At 74.9% G+C, this 20,389-nt stretch carries 19 protein-coding genes and 1 pseudogene; 2 read left to right on the forward strand and 18 right to left on the reverse strand.

Annotated features, from left to right (window positions below; genetic code table 11):
* Window positions 1-10 precede the first annotated feature (10 nt).
* The 13 genes and pseudogenes from nuoK to ASG41_RS02905 all read right to left on the reverse strand — a co-directional run bounded on the left by nuoK (window position 11) and on the right by ASG41_RS02905 (window position 13,425).
* A complete protein-coding gene (gene nuoK, locus ASG41_RS02845) occupies window positions 11-310 on the reverse strand; it encodes an NADH-quinone oxidoreductase subunit NuoK (protein ID WP_056289320.1) in 300 nt (99 codons plus the stop codon).
* Window positions 307-1,164, reverse strand: a complete 858-nt coding sequence (locus tag ASG41_RS02850; RefSeq protein WP_056289322.1) for an NADH-quinone oxidoreductase subunit J — start codon at window positions 1,162-1,164, stop codon at window positions 307-309. Before ASG41_RS02850 ends, nuoK begins: the two co-directional genes overlap by 4 nt.
* Window positions 1,161-1,754 carry an NADH-quinone oxidoreductase subunit NuoI gene (nuoI, locus tag ASG41_RS02855; RefSeq protein WP_082556476.1) on the reverse strand — a complete coding sequence of 198 codons (594 nt, stop codon included), beginning with the start codon at window positions 1,752-1,754 and terminating at the stop codon, window positions 1,161-1,163. The genes ASG41_RS02850 and nuoI overlap by 4 nt, the downstream gene beginning before the upstream one ends.
* On the reverse strand, window positions 1,747-3,225 hold the full coding sequence (gene nuoH / locus ASG41_RS02860) for an NADH-quinone oxidoreductase subunit NuoH (protein ID WP_056289326.1): 1,479 nt from the start codon (window positions 3,223-3,225) through the stop codon (window positions 1,747-1,749). Before nuoH ends, nuoI begins: the two co-directional genes overlap by 8 nt.
* Window positions 3,222-5,684 carry an NADH-quinone oxidoreductase subunit G gene (locus ASG41_RS02865; RefSeq protein ID WP_056289330.1) on the reverse strand — a complete coding sequence of 821 codons (2,463 nt, stop codon included), beginning with the start codon at window positions 5,682-5,684 and terminating at the stop codon, window positions 3,222-3,224. The genes nuoH and ASG41_RS02865 overlap by 4 nt, the downstream gene beginning before the upstream one ends.
* Window positions 5,681-7,009 carry an NADH-quinone oxidoreductase subunit NuoF gene (nuoF, locus tag ASG41_RS02870; protein WP_056289331.1) on the reverse strand — a complete coding sequence of 443 codons (1,329 nt, stop codon included), beginning with the start codon at window positions 7,007-7,009 and terminating at the stop codon, window positions 5,681-5,683. The genes ASG41_RS02865 and nuoF overlap by 4 nt, the downstream gene beginning before the upstream one ends.
* A 3-nt stretch (window positions 7,010-7,012) precedes the next feature.
* Window positions 7,013-8,047, reverse strand: coding sequence for an NADH-quinone oxidoreductase subunit NuoE (gene nuoE / locus ASG41_RS02875; protein WP_056289335.1), 1,035 nt, complete (start codon window positions 8,045-8,047; stop codon window positions 7,013-7,015).
* A complete protein-coding gene (locus ASG41_RS02880; RefSeq protein ID WP_056289339.1) occupies window positions 8,044-9,363 on the reverse strand; it encodes an NADH-quinone oxidoreductase subunit D in 1,320 nt (439 codons plus the stop codon). The genes nuoE and ASG41_RS02880 overlap by 4 nt, the downstream gene beginning before the upstream one ends.
* On the reverse strand, window positions 9,360-10,028 hold the full coding sequence (locus ASG41_RS02885; RefSeq protein ID WP_056289341.1) for an NADH-quinone oxidoreductase subunit C: 669 nt from the start codon (window positions 10,026-10,028) through the stop codon (window positions 9,360-9,362). The genes ASG41_RS02880 and ASG41_RS02885 overlap by 4 nt, the downstream gene beginning before the upstream one ends.
* A gap of 197 nt (window positions 10,029-10,225) precedes the next feature.
* Window positions 10,226-10,693, reverse strand: a pseudogene (locus ASG41_RS02890) (NADH-quinone oxidoreductase subunit B family protein); the annotation flags it as partial.
* 4 nt (window positions 10,694-10,697) lie between these two features.
* Window positions 10,698-11,060, reverse strand: a complete 363-nt coding sequence (locus tag ASG41_RS02895; RefSeq protein ID WP_056289347.1) for an NADH-quinone oxidoreductase subunit A — start codon at window positions 11,058-11,060, stop codon at window positions 10,698-10,700.
* A 170-nt stretch (window positions 11,061-11,230) separates the two neighbouring features.
* Entirely contained in the window at window positions 11,231-12,502 is a 1,272-nt protein-coding gene (locus ASG41_RS02900; RefSeq protein ID WP_056289350.1) for a geranylgeranyl reductase family protein, read from the reverse strand.
* 206 nt (window positions 12,503-12,708) lie between these two features.
* A complete protein-coding gene (locus ASG41_RS02905; protein ID WP_082556477.1) occupies window positions 12,709-13,425 on the reverse strand; it encodes a demethylmenaquinone methyltransferase in 717 nt (238 codons plus the stop codon).
* A 39-nt stretch (window positions 13,426-13,464) separates the two neighbouring features.
* Between ASG41_RS02905 and ASG41_RS02910 the strand changes: the two genes are divergently transcribed.
* Window positions 13,465-14,733, forward strand: coding sequence for an isochorismate synthase MenF (locus tag ASG41_RS02910; RefSeq protein ID WP_082556478.1), 1,269 nt, complete (start codon window positions 13,465-13,467; stop codon window positions 14,731-14,733).
* Window positions 14,734-14,835: 102 nt separating this feature from the next.
* Here ASG41_RS02910 and ASG41_RS02915 read toward each other — a convergent pair whose 3' ends face one another.
* From ASG41_RS02915 to ASG41_RS02935, 5 genes are all read right to left on the reverse strand, one after another.
* On the reverse strand, window positions 14,836-15,681 hold the full coding sequence (locus ASG41_RS02915; RefSeq protein ID WP_056289355.1) for an aminoglycoside phosphotransferase family protein: 846 nt from the start codon (window positions 15,679-15,681) through the stop codon (window positions 14,836-14,838).
* A 72-nt stretch (window positions 15,682-15,753) separates the two neighbouring features.
* Window positions 15,754-15,972 (reverse strand): helix-turn-helix transcriptional regulator, encoded by a 219-nt coding sequence (locus tag ASG41_RS02920; RefSeq protein WP_056289357.1) that lies wholly within the window; start codon window positions 15,970-15,972, stop codon window positions 15,754-15,756.
* Window positions 15,972-16,433, reverse strand: a complete 462-nt coding sequence (locus ASG41_RS02925) for a DUF2975 domain-containing protein (RefSeq protein WP_235564397.1) — start codon at window positions 16,431-16,433, stop codon at window positions 15,972-15,974. Before ASG41_RS02925 ends, ASG41_RS02920 begins: the two co-directional genes overlap by 1 nt.
* Window positions 16,434-16,492: 59 nt before the next feature.
* Window positions 16,493-18,256, reverse strand: a complete 1,764-nt coding sequence (menD, locus tag ASG41_RS02930; protein WP_056289362.1) for a 2-succinyl-5-enolpyruvyl-6-hydroxy-3-cyclohexene-1-carboxylic-acid synthase — start codon at window positions 18,254-18,256, stop codon at window positions 16,493-16,495.
* Entirely contained in the window at window positions 18,253-19,212 is a 960-nt protein-coding gene (locus ASG41_RS02935; protein ID WP_056289365.1) for an o-succinylbenzoate synthase, read from the reverse strand. Before ASG41_RS02935 ends, menD begins: the two co-directional genes overlap by 4 nt.
* Before the next feature lie 19 nt (window positions 19,213-19,231).
* Here ASG41_RS02935 and menE point away from each other — a divergent pair, with 19 nt between their 5' ends.
* The gene (gene menE, locus ASG41_RS02940; protein ID WP_056289366.1) at window positions 19,232-20,389 is read left to right on the forward strand and encodes an o-succinylbenzoate--CoA ligase; all 1,158 of its coding nucleotides are present in this window, start codon (window positions 19,232-19,234) and stop codon (window positions 20,387-20,389) included.

Genomic DNA, 20,389 nt, shown 5'->3' on the forward strand with positions numbered 1-20,389 from the left:
TCTGCTCCGCTCAGTACTTCAGCAGGTTGGCGTCGTCGACCGACGCCGATCGGCGGGTGCGGTAGATCGACATGATGATCGCGAGACCGACCACGACCTCGGCCGCGGCGACGACCATCACGAAGAACGCGATGACCTGCCCGTCGAGGGTGCCGGTGGCCCGGGCGAAGGTGACCAGCGTCAGGTTCACCGAGTTGAGCATCAGCTCGATGCACATGAAGACCACGATGGCGTTGCGTCGCACCAGCACGCCGACCGCGCCGATGGTGAACAGCACCGCGGCCAGCACCAGGTAGTTCGTCAGGCTCATCGGAGCTCTCCCCCGGTCCCGCGGGTGGTCCCCAGCGCGCCGTCGGGGCCATCGCCCCGCCCTGCCCCCGGACCCCACCCGCCACCGCTGTGGCCGCCCGGCGGCAGCTCGTCGACCACCTGGGGCTCGACCCCGGTGGCGAAGCTGGCCTCGGACGGGCTGCCGTCGGGCAGCCGGCCGGGGGCGGCGATCGAGTTGGCCCGGGCGTAGATGCCGGGGCCGGGCAGGGTCTGCGGGTGCTCGGAGGTGAGGAACCGGGCGCGGGACAGCTCCTTCTGGGTCTGCCGGCTGCCGGGTTCGCGCTCGATGTGCGCCAGCACCATCGCCCCGACCGCGGCGGTGATCAGCAGCGCGCTGGTGACCTCGAAGGCCGGCAGGTAGCGGGTGAACAGCAGCCGGGCGATCGCCTCGATGTTGCCGTCTGCCGCTCCCCCGGCGCCGCCCTGCACGGCCTCCAGGCCCGCGACCGGGAGGTCCTGGGTCGCCCGGGCGATGCCGGCCCCGACCAGGCCGGCGAAGCCGACGCCCAGCACGGTGGCCGCGACCCGCTGGCCCCGCAGGGTCTCCACCACGGAGTCCGAGGAGTCCCGGCCGACCAGCATCAGCACGAAGAGGAACAGGATCATGATCGCGCCGGTGTAGACGATGATCTGCACCGCGCCGAGGAACGGTGCCTCCTGGACGACGTAGAAGACGCCGAGTGCCAGCATCGTGTTGACCAGGAACAGCGCCGAGTGCACGGCGTTGCGGGCGAAGACCATGCCCAGCGCCCCGGCCAGCGCGATCGGGCCCAGCACCCAGAACGTGACGGCCTCGCCGGTGCCGATCTCGACGGCGGCCAGCACGTCGGTCACGAGCCCGCCCCCGGCACCCGCAGGTAGTAGTCCTTCTCGTCGTCCCCCAGGCGCATCGGGTGCGGGGGCTGCTCCATGCCGGGCAGCAGCGGGGCCATCAGCTGCTCCTTGGTGTAGATCAGCGACGCGCGGTCGTCGTCGGCCAGCTCGAAGTCGTTGCTCATCGTCAGGGAGCGGGTGGGGCAGGCCTCGATGCACAGCCCGCAGAAGATGCAGCGCAGGTAGTTGATCTGGTAGACCGCGCCGTACCGCTCCCCCGGGGAGAACCGCTGCTCCTCGGTGTTGGTGCCGCCCTCGACGTAGATGGCGTCGGCCGGGCAGGCCCAGGCGCAGAGCTCGCAGCCCACGCACTTCTCCAGGCCGTCCGGGTGCCGGTTGAGCACGTGCCGGCCGTGGTAGCGCGGCTTGGTGACCTTGGGGGTCTCCGGGTACTGCTCGGTGGTCACCTTCGTGAACATCGTGGCGAAGGTGACGCCGAAGCCCTGGGCCGGTGCCGGCAGCCAGCTGGTCCGCTTGGCCGGCGCGGACGCCGTCCCCCCGGACTGCTCGACCTCACCGCCGGAGCGCCGGGCGGGGGTCTGCTCAGGCATCGGGTTCCTCCGTGGCGGGGGTCGGGCGGGAACGGCGGCCGGTGCTGACGACGGACCCGGCGGCGACCGGTTCGCCGTCGCCCAGGCGGGGCGAGGGCGGGACGACGAGGTCCATCGGCGGGATGGGGAACCCGCCCTCGGCGCGGGCCGGGCCGGAGCGCTGCGCGGGCCGGCGGCGGGCCCCCGCGGTGCGCACCGGGGGCAGCACCTCGGGCTCGGTCGGGTTGATCGACCCGGCCGCGGCGTTGAGCGCGGCGATCCGGGTGTCCCGGTTGGCCCGCCGGGAGGCCACCAGCAGCACCCCGAGCACGACCGCCGCGATCGGGACGCCGACGTAGAGCGCGACCTCGCCGCTGGACAGGTCGTACTCCCGGGAGACGGTGCGCATGGTGGCCACCGCGAGGATCCACACCAGCGCGGTGGGGACCAGCACCTTCCAGCCGAAGCGCATGAACTGGTCGTAGCGCAGCCGGGGCAGGGTGCCGCGCAGCCAGATGAAGACGAACAGCGCGGCGACGACCTTGCCGGCGAACCACAGCAGCGGCCACCAACCGGTGTTCGCGCCGTCCCAGACCGAGATCGGCCAGGGCGCCCGCCAGCCGCCCAGGAACAGCGTCGCGGCCAGCGCGGAGACGGTGACCATGTTGACGTACTCGGCGAGGAAGAAGAGCGCGAACTTCAGCGAGGAGTACTCGGTGTGGAACCCGCCGACCAGCTCGGACTCGGCCTCGGGCAGGTCGAAGGGCGCCCGGTTGGTCTCCCCGACGACGGCGATGACGTAGATGACGAAGGACACCGGCAGCAGGACGGCGTACCAGGACGGGCCCTGGAAGGTGAGCCCGAAGAAGTCCAGCTCGTTGCCCCCGGCCTGGGCCGCGACGATCTCGGAGGTGCTCATCGTGCCGGCGTAGAGGAACACCGCGACGATGGAGAGCCCCATGGCGATCTCGTAGCTGACCATCTGGGCAGCGCTGCGCAGGCCGCCCAGCAGCGGGTACGTCGACCCCGACGCCCAGCCGCCGAGCACGATCCCGTAGACGCCCATCGCCGAGCAGGCCAGCACGATGAGCACCCCGATCGGGGCGTCGATGAGCTGCAGCGGCGTCTGCTGGCCGAAGATCGACACCTCGGGGCCCAGCGGGATGACCGAGAAGGCCAGGAACGCCGGGATCGTGGCGACGACCGGGGCGATGAAGTAGACCGGCTTGTCCGCCATCGCCGGCATGACGTCCTCCTTGAACGCCAGCTTCAGCCCGTCGGCCAGGCTCTGCAGGTAGCCGCGCGGGCCGACCCGGTTGGGCCCCGAGCGCTGCTGCATCCGGGCGACGACCTTGCGCTCGAAGACGATCGCGAACAGCGTCATGACCACCAGCACGCCGAAGACGCCGACGACCTTGATGACGACGATCCACCAGACGTCGGTGCCGAAGTCCTCCAGCGTGGGCTGGTCGGTGGCGGCCAGGACGCTCACGCGGCGCTCCCCGGGGTGAGCCGGACGACGGCGCCGGGGCCGGCACCCAGGCCGGTGCGGACGTGGCTGCCCGGTGAGCGCATCGGCACCCACACCACCCGGTCGGTCATCTCGGTGACCTGCACCGGCAGGGTGATCGACCCGGCCGGGCCGGTCAGGGTGACCGGGTCCCCGTCGGCGACGCCCAGGCGCAGCGCGGTCTCCTTGCCCAGCCGGGCGACCGGCGGGCGGGCGGTGCCGGCCATCGCCGGCTCGTCGCGCTGCAGGGTGCCGTCGTCCAGCAGCTGGTGCCAGGAGGCGAGGACGGCGTCGTCGGGGCTCAGCCGGGGACTGGCGGCGGGGGCGACGTCCAAGCCACGGACCTCGCGGGTCCGCCCGGCGCCGCCCAGCTCCACCAGCTCGCGGCGGGCCGCGTCCACCCCGGCCAGCCCGAGGCGGACGCCGAGGGCGTCGGCCAGCCCGGTGAGCACCCGGGCGTCGGTCAGCGCGCCGGTGCCGTGCAGGGTCGCGTCGAAGGGGCGGACCCGGCCCTCCCAGTCCAGGTAGCTGCCGGCCTTCTCCGGGGCGGCGGCCACCGGCAGGACGACGTCGGCGTGGTCGGTGACCGCGGTCGGGAAGAGCTCGAGGCTGACCACGAACCCGGCGGCGGCCAGCGCGGCCTCGGCGAGCGCGGGGTCGGGCAGGTCGGCGGGGTCGACACCGCCGACGAGCAGGCCACCGAGCCGGCCCTCGCGGGCGGCGGTGAGGATGCCGGTGGTGTCCCGGCCGGGCTTCACCGGCAGCTCGGCGCCCCACAGCGCGCCGACCTCCTCGCGGGCCACCCGGTCCTCCACCGCCCGGCCGCCGGGCAGCAGCGCGGGCAGCGCGCCGACCTCGACGGCACCGCGCTCCCCGGCCCGCCGGGGCACCCAGCCGATCCGGGCGCCGGTGACGCGGGCCAGGGCGGACAGCGCCGACAGCGCGCCCGGGGTCTCGGCCAGCCGCTCACCGGCCAGCACGACGGCACCCTCCAGCCGCAGCGCCGCCGCGGCCGCGGCGCCCACACCACCGGCCGAGTCGGCGGCCAGCGCGCGCAGCACCGCCCCCTCCAGCCCGGGCGGGGTGGCCAGCAGGGTGGCGTCCAGCTTCTCGTCGGCCCGGGTGGCGAACGGGGCGACGTCGAAGACCGGCAGGGCCCGCTCGCGGACCGCCCGACGCAGCCGGAGGAAGACGATCGGCGACTCCTCCTCGGGCTCGAAGCCGACCATCAGCACCGCGGGGGCGGCGACCAGCTCGTCGTAGGTGACCGCCCCGGCGCCGGGCGCGGTGCCGGCGACGTGCGCGGCCAGGAAGGACAGCTCCTCCGCGGAGTGCGCGCGGGCCCGGGCGTCGACGTCGTTGGTGCCCAGGGCGACCCGGGCGAACTTGGCGTAGGCGTAGGCGTCCTCGACGGTGAGCCGGCCGCCGGGCAGCACCCCGACCCCGCCGTCCGCACGGGCGGCGGCCAGGCCGGCGGCCGCGGCGGCCCAGGCCTCGGGCCAGGACGCCGGCTGGAGCACGCCGTCCCGGCGGACCAGCGGGGTGGTGAGCCGCTCGTTGGCCGCGGCGTAACGGAAGGCGAACCGGCCCTTGTCGCAGTTCCACTCGGTGTTGACCGCCGGGTCGTCGCCGGCCAGCCGGCGCATCACGGTGCCGCGCCGGTAGTCGGTGCGCTGGGCGCAGCCCGAGGCGCAGTGCTCGCAGACGCTGGGCTCGCTGCGCAGGTCGAAGGGGCGCGATCGGAACCGGTAGGCCGCGCTGGTCAGCGCACCGACCGGGCAGATCTGCACCGTGTTGCCGGAGAAGTAGGACTCGAAGGGCTCGCCCTCGCTGACCGACACCTGCTGCAGCGCGCCGCGCTCGAAGAGCTCGATGAACGGGTCGCCGGCGACCTGCTGGGAGAACCGGGTGCAGCGGGCGCAGAGCACGCAGCGCTCCCGGTCCAGCAGCACCTGGGAGCTGATCGGCAGCGGCTTGGGGTAGGTCCGCTTGGTCTCGACGAACCGGCTCTCCGAGCGCCCGTTGCTCATCGCCTGGTTCTGCAGCGGGCATTCCCCGCCCTTGTCGCAGACCGGGCAGTCCAGCGGGTGGTTGACCAGCAGCAGCTCCAGGGTGCCCTGCTGGGCCTTCTCGGCGACCTCGCTGGTCAGCTGGGTCCTCACCACCATGTCCGGGCTGACCGGCACCGTGCAGCTGGCGACCGGCTTGCGCTGGCCCTCCACCTCCACCAGGCACTGCCGGCACGCCCCGACCGGCTCCAGCAGCGGGTGGTCGCAGAACCGCGGGATCTGCACCCCGATCTGCTCGGCGGCCCGGATGATCAGCGTGCCCGCGGGCACGGCGACGTCGAAGCCGTCGATGGTGCAGCGGACGTGGTCGGCCGGGGTGTGCGGTCCGGGGACCGCGGGCGCCTGGGCGGGGGCGGGTTCGGGGGTGGTCATGCCTTCGCTCCCACGGGCTCGAGACGCAGCGAGCGGCCCAGCCGGCCCTGCTCGTCGGGGGGCAGCAGCGCGACGTAGTCGTCGCGGAAGTACTTCAGGCTCGAGGCGATGCAGCTGGTCGCGCCGTCGCCCAGGGCGCAGAAGGAGCGGCCCAGGATGTTGTCGCAGGTGTCGGTGAGCAGGTCCAGGTCGGTGGCCCGGCCGTGCCCGGCGACCAGCCGCTCCAGGATCTGGGTCAGCCAGTACGTGCCCTCCCGGCAGGGGGTGCACTTGCCGCAGCTCTCGTGGGCGTAGAACTCGGTGAAGCGCATCGTGGCCTCGACGATCGAGTCGGTCTCGTCGAAGACCATCAGCGCCGTCGTCCCCAGCATGGAGCCGGCCGCCGCGACCGAGTCGAAGTCCAGCGGGACGTCGAGGTGGTCGGCGGTGAAGTACGGGGTGGAGGAACCGCCCGGCGTCCAGAACTTGAGCTGGTGCCCGGGCCGGACGCCGCCGGCCATCTCCAGCAGCTCGCGCATCGTGGTGCCCATCGGCGCCTCGTACTGCCCGGGGTGCACCACCCGGCCCGACAGCGAGTAGATCTTGGGCCCGGGCGACTTCTCCGGCCCGAAGGCCTTGAACCAGGCCGACCCGCCGCGCACCACGAACGGCACGCTGGCCAGGGTCTCCACGTTGTTGACCACCGTCGGGGCGCCGTAGAGCCCGGCGACGGCGGGGAAGGGCGGCTTGAGCCGCGGCTGCCCGCGCATGCCCTCCAGGGAGTCCAGCAGCGCCGTCTCCTCCCCGCAGATGTAGGCGCCGGCCCCCGCGTGCACGACGACGTCGAGGTCGAAGCCCGAGCCGTGCACGTCCCTGCCGAGGTGGCCGGCGGCGTAGGCCTCGGCGACGGCGGCGACCAGCCGGCGGTGGGCGTGCACGGCCTCGCCGCGGACGTAGACGACCGCGTAGTGGCAGCGGATGGCGTACGAGGCGATGGCCACGCCCTCCACCAGGGAGTGCGGGTCGGCCATCATCAGCGGGACGTCCTTGCAGGTCCCGGGCTCGCCCTCGTCGGCGTTGACCACCAGGTACTTGGGCTTGGCGGCCGGTCCGGTCGGGGTCTCCCCCGGCTTGGGCTGCGGGATGAACGACCACTTCATCCCGGTCGGGAACCCGGCGCCGCCGCGGCCGCGCAGGCCGGAGTCCTTCACCAGGGTCACCAGCTCGTCGGGCGTCATGCCCAGCGCCTCCCGCCAGGCCACGTAGCCCTCGGTGCGCTCGTAGGTCTCGATGGTCCAGGACCGGTCCTCGGCGTAGCGCGTGGTGAGGACGGGGGTGAGCGGCATGGCTCAGACCTCTCGCTCGATCGAGGTGCCGGACCCGGACTGGGCCTGCTCGGCGGGGTGCTCGACGCCGGCGTCCCGGTCGGCCGCGGCACGGCCGGCCGGTTCGGGGCGGTCGGGGTGGTTGGACAGCGCGCCGGCCCGCTCCGCCGGGTTGTCCGCGGCGGCGACCTCGGCGTCGGCGGCCTGCTCGCCGGGCGTCCCGCCGTCCCCCGCCCCGCCCTGGCGTGGGATCCCCTGCACATCGCTGGCACCGTCTGCCGTGTGCGAGGGATCCCATGCCGCGGCGGCGGGGGTGGGCATCAGGGGTGCCGACTCGCCGCGCTCGGCGGCCAGCCGCACCCCGCGCAGGGTGGGGACGCCGGCCGAGGGCCCGTCGACGGCGGCCTGCGCGGCCACGGCGTCGGCGTGCTGGGACAGCCCGGCCAGCTGCCGGGAGACGCCGCGGAAGTCGGTCAGCGGGGCACCGCGGGTGGGCGGCGGCTTCTCGCCCCGGCGCAGCGCGGCGACCAGCTCGAGGGCGGACTCGACGTCCTGCTGGTCGTAGAACTCGTAGTCCACCGTGACGACGGGGGCGTAGTCGCAGGCCGCCAGGCACTCGGCGTGCTCCAGGGTGACCGAGCCGTCGGCGGTCGTCTGGTCGTGGCCCACGCCCAGCTCGGCCGACAGCCGGTCGTAGACCCGCTGGCCGCCGAGCACCGCGCACAGCGTGTTGGTGCAGACGCTGACCAGGTGCCGGCCGGTGGGACGGCGCTTGTACATCGTGTAGAACGTCGCGACCGCGCCCACCTCGGCCTTGGTCAGGCCCAGCTCCTGCGCGCACAGCGCGATGCCCTCGGGCGAGACGTACCCCTGCACCGACTGGACCAGGTGCAGCATCGGCAGCAGCGCCGAGCGGGGCACCGGGTAGCGGGCCATCAGCTCCCGGCACTCGGCGCGGGTGGTGTCGGTGAGCGGCGGGAGGTCCGCACGCACCTCGGTCGGGCTGGAGTCCAGCCCGGTCACCGCCGTCCCCTCCGCGGATCCCGGCAACGCGGTCATCGGTCCACGCCTCCCATCACGGGGTCGATCGAGGCGATCGCGGCGATGACGTCGGCGATCATGCCGCCCTCGCTCATCGCCGCCGTCGCCTGCAGGTTGGTGAAGCTCGGGTCGCGCACATGCACCCGGAACGGGCGGGTGCCGCCGTCGCTGACCACGTGGAAGCCGAGCTCGCCGCGGGGGGACTCGATGGCCTGGTAGACCTGCCCGGCCGGCACCCGGAACCCCTCGGTGACCAGCTTGAAGTGGTGGATCAGGGCCTCCATCGACTGGCCCATGATGTGTTTGACGTGGTCCAGGGAGTTGCCCATGCCGTCGGCGCCCAGGGACAGCTGCGCGGGCCAGGCGATCTTCTTGTCCTCGACCATCACCGGGCCCGGGCGCAGCCGGTCCAGGGCCTGCTCGACGATCTTCAGCGACTCGTTGACCTCGGCCATCCGGACCAGGTAGCGGCCCCAGGCGTCGGAGGTGTCGGCCGTGGGGACCTCGAAGTCGTAGGTCTCGTAGCCGCAGTACGGCTCGACCTTGCGCAGGTCCCAGGGCAGCCCGGCGCTGCGCAGGATCGGGCCGGTGACGCCCAGGGCCAGGCAGCCGGTGACGTCGAGGTAGCCCACGTCGCGCAGCCGGCGCTGCCAGATGGGCTGGCCGGTGAGCAGCCGGTGGAAGCCGGCGACCCGCTCGGGCATGACGGTGAGGAACTCGCGGATCTTGGCCTCGACCCCGTCGGGGAGGTCCTGGGCCAGGCCGCCGGGGCGCACGTAGGCGTGGTTCATCCGCAGCCCGGTGATCTCCTCCAGCAGGTCCAGCACGAGCTCGCGCTCGCGGAACCCGTTGGTCATCCCGGTGAGGGCGCCCATCTCCATGCCGAAGGTGGCCAGTCCGACCAGGTGCGAGGCGATCCGGTTGAGCTCCATGACCAGCACCCGGATGGTGGTGGCCCGCTCGGGCACCTCGATGCCCAGCAGCTTCTCCACCGCCAGGCAGTAGGCGGTCTCGTTGAACAGCGGCGCCAGGTAGTCCATCCGGGTCACGAAGGTCGTGCCCTGGGTCCAGGTCCGGTACTCGGTGTTCTTCTCGATGCCGGTGTGCAGGTAGCCGATGACGACGCGGGCCTTGGTGACCGTCTCGCCCTCGAGGTCCAGCACCAGCCGGAGCACCCCGTGGGTGGAGGGGTGCTGCGGCCCCATGTTCACGACCAGCCGCTCCTCGGCGAGCGGGTCCGAGCCGAAGGTCAGGTCCCAGTCGCCCCCGGTGACCGTGTAGACCCGGCCCTCGGTGGTCTCGCGCGAACCGGCGTAGGGGTCGGTGGTGGTCACCGGTAGGACCGCCTCTCGTCCGGGGGCGGGATCGTCGCGCCGTGGTACTCCACGGGGACGCCGCCGAGCGGGTAGTCCTTGCGCTGCGGGTGCCCGTCCCAGTCGTCGGGCATGAGGATCCGGGTCAGCGCCGGGTGGCCGTCGAAGACGACGCCGAACATGTCGAAAGCCTCCCGCTCGTGCCAGTCAGCCGTCGGGTACACCCGGGTCACGCTGGGCACGTGTGGGTCCTCCGCGGTGACGGCGACCTCCAGCCGGACCCGGCGCCGGTAGGTCATCGACGTCAGGTGGTAGACGACGTGCAGCCGCTTGCCGGCCGGGCCGCCGGCGTCCAGGTAGTCCACGCCGGACACCGAGGAGCACAGCTCGAAGCGCAGCGCGTCGTCGTCCCGGAGGGCCTGGACGAGGGCCAGCAGGTGCTCGCGCTCGACGAAGTAGGTGATCTCGCCGCGGTCGACGAGCACCCGCGGCACGGCGGCGTCGTAGGTGGCCTGCCCGACGGCGTCCACCAGGGCGTCGGTGACCTCGTCGAACCAGCCGCCGTAGGGCCGCTCGGTGGAGTGCAGCGCGACCGCACCGCCGGGCTCGACCCGGACCAGGCCGCCGAAGCCGGAGGTGTCACCGCTGCCGCTGACGCCGAAGGCGCCGGTGCGGAAGCCGGTCACGACCGCTCACCCGGCAGCAGGACGGCGTTGCCCCCGCGCTGCTCGATGGCGAACTGGCCGGTGCGGCCGCGGGCGGCGGCGTCCTCGTAGGCCTTCTTCGCCGCCTTGTCCACGCGCACCGTGGAGGGCATCGCGACGTGCAGGTCGGGGGCGGTGCCGTCGGCCCGGGCAGCGGCGAGCGCCGCCGCCCGCTTGGGGCCCAGCGGCTCGTGCTGGATCTTGTGGTGCAGCTTGAGGATGGCGTCCATCAGCATCTCCGGCCGCGGCGGGCAGCCGGGCAGGTACATGTCCACCGGGACGATGTGGTCGACGCCCTGGACGATCGCGTAGTTGTTGAACATCCCGCCCGAGCTGGCGCAGACGCCCATCGACAGCACCCAGCGCGGCTCGGGCATCTGGTCGTAGATCTGGCGCAGGACCGGCGCCATCTTCTGGCTCACCCGCCCGGCCACGATCATCAGGTCCGCCTGTCGCGGGGAGGCCCGGAAGACCTCCATGCCGAAGCGGGCCAGGTCGTAGCGCCCGGCGCCCGAGGCCATCATCTCGATCGCGCAGCAGGCCAGGCCGAAGGTGGCCGGCCACAGCGAGGACTTCCGGGTCCAGTTGACCAGCTTCTCGACGCTGGTCAGCAGGACGCCGCTGGGGAGCTTCTCTTCCAGGCCCATGTGCTCAGTCCCATTCCAGTCCACCGCGACGCCAGACGTAGGCGTAGGCGATGAACACGGTGGCGATGAAGACGGCCATCTCGACCAGGCCGAAGACCCCGAGCTGGTCGTTGGCGACCGCCCAGGGGTAGAGGAAGACGATCTCGATGTCGAAGACGATGAACAACATCGCGGTCAGGTAGTACTTGATCGGGAAGCGGCCGCCGGTGAGCGGCTGGTCGACCGGCTCGATGCCGCACTCGTAGGCCTCGAGTTTGGCGCGGTTGTAGCGCCGGGGGCCGATGAAGGGCGCCGCGGTCACCGAGAACAGCGCGAACCCCGCCGCCAGCACGAACAGCCCGACGAGCGGGACGTAGGTCGCGAGCACCGCTGCTGCCTCCCCCGGGGTCCTCGACGAGCTTGTGAATTGGTTCACAAGCCGTTCTGGTTCGACCCTATGTCGGAGATCACACCGGAGGGAAGAGACCCCCCGACGGCGTGGCGGAACTGAGGGTGCCCTTCCCTGCTCGCGGGCAGGTCACGGGCGGGGTCCCGCGGTCAGGCGGCGGGCAGCACCCGGGTCAGGACGGCGAGGGTCCGGTCCAGGGCGTCGCCGTCCCGGCCATCGTGCAGGTTGCCCATCAACCGCAGCGCGGCGCGCACCAGTGCGGGGCGTTTGAGACCGTGCGCCAGGGCGAACCGGGTGAAGTCGGGGCGGGCGAGCATCGCCAGGAAGCCCGCGCCCAGCCGGTGGTGCCCGCCGTACTGCTCGGCCAGCCGCACCGGGTAGCGGCGCAGCGCGGCCTCCCGGGCCGGGCCCTCGGGCAGCGCCAGCGCCTCCACGGCCACCGCGGCGGCGGTCGCCGCGGTCTCCATGGCGTAGCTGATGCCCTCCCCGTTGAACGGGTTGACCGACCCGGCGGTGTCCCCGACCAGCAGCAGACCGCGGGTGTAGGCCGGCCGGCGGGACAGCGACGTGGGCAGCCCCGCACCGCGCAGCGGGGTGGCCGCCTCGACGTCGAGCTCCCACTCCGGGGGAAGGGTCGCCAGCCAGCGGCGGTAGACCGTGCGGGCGTCGTCGTCGGCGGTGCGGCGGGTGTCCAGGAAGCCGAAGCCGACGTTCGCCGTCCCGTCGCCCATCGGGAACAGCCAGCCGTAGCCGGGCATCGACGCGGCATCGGGCCCGCGGTCGGTCAGGTCGAAGGAGATGTCCAGGTACGGGTCGGCGCCCCGCGGCGTCGGCACGTACTGCCGGACGGCGACCCCCAGCGGCAGGTCGGTGCGCCGGTTGAGGCCCAGCGCCTTGGCCAGCCGGCCGGACAGGCCCTCGGCGGAGACGACCAGCGGCGCCCGCCAGGTGACCGGTTCCTTGTCCGGGCCGACCTGGGCCCGCACGCCGCAGACCCGGCCGGCGTCGTCGAGCAGCGGGTCGGTGACGGTGACGCCGTGGTGCACCTGCGCGCCGGCGGCCTCCGCGTGCCGCGCGAGCTGGTCGTCCAGGTCGGCGCGGGTGCGGATCAGCCCGTACCCCGGCCACCGCGACAGCTCCGGCCAGTCGACCTCGGTGACCTGCCCGCCGCCGAAGACCCGAAGGCCGCGGTGCCGGACCCAGCCCTGCGAGGTGTCCACGCCCATCGCGTGCAGCGCGGCGACCCCGCGCGGGGTGAGGCCGTCGCCGCAGACCTTCTCCCGCGGGAAGTGCGCCTTCTCCAGCACCACCACGTCGAGCCCGGCGGCGGCCAGCCAGTACGCGGCGCTCGACCCGGCCGGCCCGGCGCCCACGACCACGACGTCCGCGGACCGACCGGTGGGCTGGGGTGCGCTCGTCACCGGCCGATCCTACGGACGCTCAGCTGGGCGGCGGCGCGATCGGGTCGGTCGGGCTGGGCACCGGGGACGTCGGCGGGGACGTCGGCGGGGTGGGCTCGGACGGGACCGGGTCCACCGGGGTGGGCGGGAGGCCGTCGGGACCGGGGTCGGGTGTCGCGGGGAACGTCATGCCCGGGGGTGCCCCGGCCGGCACCCGCCCAACCGCCTCAGACCCGGGTGCCCCGGTGCAGCGCCACGATGCCGCCGGTCAGGTCCCGCCAGGCCACGTCGGCCCAGCCGGCGGCCTGCAGCTTCGCCGCCATCGCCGGCTGCGCTGGCCAGGCCCGGATCGACTCGGCCAGGTACACGTAGGCCTCGGGGTTGCTGCTGACCGCGGTGGCGATCTTCGGCAGCGCCTTCATCAGGTACTCGGTGTAGACGGTGCGGAACGGCGTCCAGACCGGGCTGGAGAACTCGCACACCACCAGCGTGCCGCCTGGGCGGGTGACCCGGCGGAACTCGCGCAACGCGGCGTCGGGGTCCGCGACGTTGCGCAGCCCGAAGGAGATGACGACGCCGTCGACGCTCTCGTCGGCCAGCGGCAGCGCCATCGCGTCCCCGGCGACCATCGGCACCGGCCGGTGGGACCCGGCACGCAGCATCCCCTGGGAGAAGTCACAGGCGATGGCGGTGACCCCACCCGAGGCCAGCTCGACGGTGGAGACCCCGGTGCCGGCGGCGACGTCCAGCACGGTCTGCCCGGGGCGGGCGCCCAGCGCCTCGCGGGTGGCCCGCCGCCAGCCGGCGTCCAGCCCGCCGGAGAGCACCGTGTTGGTCAGGTCGTACTTGCCCGCGACCCGGTCGAACATCGCGGCGACCTCGGCGGGGCGCTTGTCCAGCGTCGCGCGGTAGCCCGTGCCCTGTGTCGGATCTCCTGAGCTCACGCCCGACGACGATACGGCGGTGCTCCTACTCTGGAGCAGGTGAGCACGGTGGCCCTGGGCACTCCCCCAGCGACGGACGCCGTGGTCACGACCCCGCTCGGCACCCGCCGGACCCCCCTGCTCAACCTGCTCCCGGTCCAGGGCGCGGTCTCCTGGGTCCGCCGCGGCGAGGGCCTGGTCGGCTGGGGCGAGGCTGACCGGCTCGAGGTCAGCGGCCCCGGTGCGCTCGCCGAGGCCTCGGCCTGGTGGGCCGACCGCTGTGCCCGCACCGACGTCACCGACCCGCTCGGCGTCCCCGGCTCGGGGCCGGTCGTGTTCGCCTCGGTCGCCTTCGACCCCGCCGTCGGGACGTCGGTCTTCGTCGTCCCCGAGGTCGTGGTCGGACGACGGGGCGGGCAGACCTGGGTGACGACGACCGGCGACGCCGCCGACCGCCCGGTGCTGGAGACCTCCGGCGAGGAGGCCGACACCTCCATCGGCCAGCTGGCCTACGCCGACGGCGCCCTGGACCCGGTGACCTGGTGCGGTGCCGTGGCCCGGGCCGTGGAGCGCATCGACGCCGGTGAGCTGGCGAAGGTGGTGCTGGCCCGGGACCTGCTGGTCACCGCCGACCACCCGCTGGACCCGCGCCGGCTGCTGCTGCGCCTGGCCAGCCGGTTCCCCGACTGCTGGACCTTCGCCGTCGACGGGTTGCTGGGCGCCACCCCCGAGCTGCTGCTGCGCCGCACCGGCCGGGAGCTGTCCTCCCGGGTGCTGGCCGGCACCGCCGCCCGCGGTGCCGACGCCGAGGACGCCCGGCTCGCCGACGCCCTGGTGCACTCGGCCAAGGACCTCGCCGAGCACGAGTACGCGGTGGCCTCCCTCGCGCAGGCGCTGCGCCCGTTCTGCGCGACGCTGGACGTGCCGTCGTCCCCACAGCTGCTGACGCTGCCCAACGTGCGGCACCTGTCCACCGACGTGCGCGGCACCCAGCGCCGGGACTCCACCGCCGGCCTGCTCGACCTGGTCGACGCGGTGCACCCGACCGCCGCCGTCTGCGGCACCCCCACCCCGGCCGCGGCCCGGGTGATCGCCGAGCTCGAGGGCATGGACCGCGGCCGGTACGCCGGCCCGGTCGGCTGGCTGGACGCCCGCGGCGACGGCGAGTTCGGCCTGGCCCTGCGCTGCGCCCAGCTCACCGGTGGCGACGGCGGCGCCCAGGCCCGGCTCTTCGCCGGCTGCGGCATCGTCGCGGGCTCGGACCCGGAGGCCGAGCTGGTGGAGACCAAGAACAAGCTCGCCGCCTTCCAAGCCGCCCTGGAGGACTGACCCCCCAGCGTCGGCATCCCAGCGTCGGCATCCCCGCGTCGAGTGCGGAGCCATGCCGGTCACCGGCAGCGGATGACCGGCATGACTGCGCACTCGACGGGCTCACGCGAGGACGGCGGCGAGGGTGGTGCGGGCGGCCGCACCGTTGTCGGGATCTGCCAGGGTGATCACGGCCTTCCAGAGCGCCCAGCCGCGGCCGCGGGCCCAGGTGTCGTCGTCCACGGCCAGTCGCTCCCGGTAGACAGCGCGGGCCTCCCCCTCGAACACCGTCCACGCCGGGACGACGTCGCACGCGGGGTCGCCGACGCCGGCGCAGCCCCAGTCCAGCAGGGCCGTGAACCGGCCGTCGCGGACCAGGACGTTGTCCGCCGCGACGTCGCCGTGGAACCAGACGGGTGGGCCCTCCCAGCGGGTCGCCACCGCTGCGTCGAGCACCCGGTCGGCACGCTCGCGGTCCGCCGCGGGCAGCGCACCCACCGCCGTCCGGGCCTCCGCCTCGTAGTGCCGGAGGGACGCACCACGGTGGGCGCTGTGCTGCCCGGGCGGTGGCCCGTCGGCGGCGGGGACGGCGCGCAGCGCGACCAGGGCGTCCGCCAGGTCGCCGGCCAGTGTCAGCGGGTCGCCGTCCGCCCGGGACGCGACCTCACCGGGCAGCCAGCGGCGCACCGACCAGGGCAACGGGAAGACCTCGTCCGGCTCGACCACGGCCACGACCTCGGGCACCGGGTGTGCCAGGTGCGCGGCCAGGTGCGGCAGCCACCGCACCTCCTTCACCAGCTGCGGCACGTACCCGCCGGCGGTGGGCAGCCGGACGGCGAGGGCGTCGCCCAGCCGGTACGTGCGGTGGTCGTGGCCCTGCGGGTCGACGGCCCGCAGCGGCAGCCCGGCCCACGCCGGTAAGGCCCGCGCCACCACCCGGGCGGCGAGGTCGAGGTCGGGGTGTGTCACGGGACGATCCTGGCCGCCCCGTCCAGCGGGTTCCCCGGGGTCAGGGCGTCCCGGGGTCAGGGCGTCTCGGGGTCAGGGCGTCTCGGGGTCGGGCTCCCACTCCAGGAGGTCGCCGGGCTGGCAGTCCAGCACCCGGCACATGGCCTCCAGGGTGCTGAACCGGACGGCCTTGGCGCGCCCGTTCTTGAGCACCGCGACGTTGGCCGGGGTGAGGCCGACGCGTTCGGCGAACTCCCCGACGCTCATCTTGCGGCGGGCCAGCTCGACGTCGATCCGCACGACGATGGGCATCAGATGACCTCGTCGAGGTCGCTGCGCAGCACGGTGGCCTGCTTGAGCAGCGACCGCATGACGACGACGACCAGCCCGAGGACGGCGACGCCGGTGGCCACGAGCAGCACCAGCAGCAGGAAACCGGGGTCGTCGGCGGTGGCGCCGACGAGCACGAGCAGGCACAGCAGCAGCAGCTCGGCCCCGGCGACCGCGTAGACGATGGTGTCGACCCAGCGGATGGAGGCCGTGGTGAAGATCTGGTCGCGCTGCACCAGGGTCAGCAGCCGCCACGTGCAGACCAGCACGACCTGCACGCAGAGGACGCCCAACACCGCCCCGACGGTGAGCGGCCAGCGCAGCCAGGCCGACCCGGGGTCCTGCTCGGCCATGTGCCTGAACTGGCCGGGCAGCGACATCACCTGCAGCAGCAGGAGCACCGCGAAGAGCACCACCAGGCCGGCCCGGAGGAGCGGCACCACACGTCGGGTCGTCAACACCCATCGATCGTCGATGGGAAACGATCGGGTGTCAACCACCGTCACCCGAGCGCGTCGGCAGCCAGCCGCCCCAGCCGCACGGCGAGCTCGGCCTCGGCCCGCTGGTCGGTCCGCACCACGACCACCCGGGGTCCCCCGGCCCGCAGCGCCGCCACCAGCTGGCCCGGCTCACCGACCGCGGTCGCCGCCCAGCCCAGCGACCGGGCCACCGCCACCAGGTCCCGGCCGTGCGGGGTGCCGAACACCCGGCGGTAGGACGCCGCGTGCTCCGAGCGGCCCGGCTCCAGCTGGGCGAAGATCCCGCCGCCGTCGTTGTCCGGGACGACGACGGTCAGGTCGGGCACCGGCTCGCCGTCCCCGGTGAGCAGGCCGGTGAGGTCGTGCAGGAACGTCAGGTCGCCCATCAGCGCGAACGCCGGACCCCCGCCGGCGCCCTGGTGGGCCAGGGCGGCGCCGATCGCGGTGGAGATCGTGCCGTCGATGCCGGCGACCCCGCGGTTGGCCAGCACGGTGAGCCCGGCCCGCGGCACGGCCAACCGGTCGACGTCCCGGATCGGGTTCGAGGACCCGACCACCAGCAGCGCCCCGGCCGGCAGCGCGGCGACCAGGTCGCGGGCCAGCCGGGCGGCGGTGAGCCGGGGGGCGGCGTCCAGCTCGGCGTCCAGGGCCGCACCCACGCGCTGCGACGCCGTCGCCCACGCCTGCACCCAGCCCTCGGCGGGCCGGTGCCCGGAGGAGTCCAGGCCACCCAGGGCCGCGCCCGGGTCGGGCAGCACGCCGCTGACCGAGGCCGACCCGCGGCCGGCGTCGGCCCAGTGCGGGTGCGGCGTGAAGGTCTCCACGACGACGTCGGGGTCGGCCAGCAGCGCGCTCACCGGCCGGGTCAGCGTGGGCCGGCCGACGACCAGCACCCGGTCGGGCCTGTGCTCCGCGGCCCAGGCGCCCGACCCCAGCAGCAGAGCACCCGCCCGGACGGCGCCCGCGGCACCCCAGGCGCCGCTGCTGGGCTCGGCGACCACCGGCCAGCCGCGCTGGTCGGCGACGACGGAGGTGCTGCGGCCGACGGCCGACGGGGCGTCCCCGGCGACGACGAGGGTGCGTCGCTGGCGGGGCCGGGTGGTGGTGGCGCTCGGCGGCAGCGGCGTGGTGGTCATCGGACCGGTGCCCGGGGCGGCCGTGGTCCAGGCCGCGCCGTCGGGACGGCCGGCCCACGGGCCCTCGGGCACGGCCGGGCGCGGGTCGGCGCCCTCGGGCATCAGCGGCTCGCGCAGCGCCAGGTTCAGGTGCACCGGGCCGGGGTCGCCGGACAGCGACCCCCGGGCCACCAGCAGCGCGCGGGCCACCAGCGAACGCCAGTACCGGTTCTGCTGGGCCTCCCGGCCCACCTCCGGCGTCCCGAGGTCGGCGGCCAGCCGGACGGCGCCGCCGTACAGCCCGACCTGGTCGATCGTCTGGTTCGCCCCGGTGCCGCGCAGCTCCGGCGGGCGGTCCGCGGTCAGCGCCAGCAGCGGCACCCCGCTGTGCGAGGCCTCCAGCACGGCGGCGTGCAGGTGCGCGGTCGCCGTCCCCGAGGTGGTGAGGACCGGCACCGGCCGGCCCGAGGCCTTGGCCAGCCCGAGGGCCAGGAACGCCCCGGTGCGCTCGTCGATGCGCACGTGCAGCCGCAACCGGCCGGACAGCTCGGCCTGGTGCAGCGCGAGGGCCACCGGCGCCGAACGCGACCCCGGGCAGACGACGGCGTCGGTCACCCCACCGCGGACCAGCTCGTCGACCAGGACCCGGGCGAAGGCGGTGGAGGGGTTCACGCGGCGACCCGCTCGAGCCGCTCGCGCCAGCGGCGGTCGGTGTCCGCGTCGGCGGCGACGTCGTCGACCCGGTCGGGGACGACGGCGCCCACCGGCAGCGCACCGTCCACCGCGAGCAGCGGCGTGGAGCTCACGTCGGCGGTGAACAACGCCAGCGAGCCCAGCCCGCACGCGAAGGGCAGCTCCGGCAGCGCCGCGGCCAGCGCGACCCCGGCGGCCAGGCCGACCGAGGACTCCAGGGCCGAGGACACCACGCACGGCAGCCCGTGCGCCTGGGCGACCGCCAGCGCCGCGCGGACGCCGCCCAGGGGCTGCACCTTGAGCACGACCACGTCGCAGGCCTCCCGCAGGTCCACGCCCAGCGGATCGGCCGCGCGGCGGACCACCTCGTCGGCGGCGACCCGGACGTCGATCCGGCGGCGCAGCGCGACCAGCTCCTCGACGGTGGCCACCGGCTGCTCGACGTACTCCAGGCCGAACCGGTCCAGCACGGCGATCCGGGCGACGGCGGTGTCGACGTCCCAGGCGGCGTTGGCGTCCACCCGGAGGCCACCGGAGGGGCCCAGGGCGTCCCGGACGGCCTCGACCCGGGCCTCGTCGTCGGCGGCGATCTGGCCGGGCTCGGCGACCTTGACCTTCGCCGTCCCGCAGCCCGAGGCGGTCACGATCGCGTGCGCCTGCTCGGGGCCGACCGCCGGCACGATGCAGTTGACCGGGACCGAGGACCGCACCGGGTCCGGCCAGCCCACGGTCGCGGCCTCCACGGCACTGGCCCACCAGCGGCGGCTCTCGACGTCGTCGTAGTCCCAGAACGGGGAGAACTCGCCCCAGCCGGCCGGCCCGCGCACCAGGACGCCGTCCCGGACGTCGATGCGGCGGAACCGGGTGCGCAGCGGGGTGCTGTAGACCCGCACGTCGGACAGGCCCTCGATCACCGGCCCAGGGTATGCGGGCACCGCCGTACCCTGGTCCCTCGTGGCCCGGCAGCTCTCCCTGGTGCCCGCGCCGCCCCTGGGCCCCGCGGTGCTCGACGACGTCTGGCCGGCCCTGCGCGCGGCCCTGGACGGCGCCGCCCCGCTGGCCGTGCTCCCCGCCGGCGACGGCCCGGCCGCGGCCGCCCGTGCCGCGCTGCGCGCCGACGAGCCGCTCGAGGACGGCGCCGACCTCGTCGTCGTCACCTCCGGGTCCACCGGGACGCCGCGCGGGGTGCTGCTGTCCGCCGACGCCGTCCGGGCCAGCGCGACCGCCACCCTGGACCGCCTCGGCGGACCCGGCGACTGGCTGCTCGCCCTGCCGGTCAGCGCCGTCGCCGGGCTGCAGGTGCTGGCCCGCTCCGCGCTCGCCGGCCGCACCCCCACCGTGCTGGCCGCCGGCGGCTCGCTGACCGACGCGGTCGCCACGATGCCCGCCGGACGCCGCTACACGGCCCTGGTGCCCACCCAGCTCCGCCGCGCCCTCGCCGCCGAGCCCGACGCACTGCGCGCCTTCGACGCGGTGCTGGTCGGCGGCGCCGCCACCGACCCCGACCTGCTCGCTGCCGCCCGCGCCGCCGGGGTCGCGGTGGTGACGACGTACGGCATGAGCGAGACCGCCGGCGGCTGCGTCTACGACGGCGTCCCGCTGGACGGCGTCGCCGTGCGGGTCACCGACCACGGCATCGAGTTGTCGGGCCCGCAGCTGGCGCTGGGCTACCGACTCGACCCGGCCGGCACCGCCGGCACCTTCACCCGCGACGCCGACGGCGCGCGCTGGTTCCGCACCCGGGACGCCGGCGCCCGGGAGCCGGACGGCGAGCGACGACTGCGGGTCCTGGGCCGGCTCGACGACGTCGTCGTCTCCGGCGGCGTCAACGTCTCCCCGCAGGCCGTCGAGGCCGCGCTGCGCGCGCACCCTGCCGTCGCCGACGCCGTCGTCACCGGTCTGCCCGACCCCGAGTGGGGGCAGCGGGTGGTGGCTGCCGTCGTCCCGGCGCCCGGGGAGACCCCCTTGCTGACCGCCCTGCGCCCGTGGGTGACCGAGCGGCTGGGTGCGGCGTCCGCCCCGCGCGAGCTGCACCTGGTCGCCGCCGTCCCCCTGCTGCACTCCGGCAAGCCCGACCGCCGGGCCGTCGCCCGGCTCATCGAAGGAGCCTGA

Origin of the sequence: Modestobacter sp. Leaf380, assembly GCF_001424485.1 — a bacterium.
In the GTDB taxonomy this organism is placed as follows: domain Bacteria; phylum Actinomycetota; class Actinomycetes; order Mycobacteriales; family Geodermatophilaceae; genus Klenkia.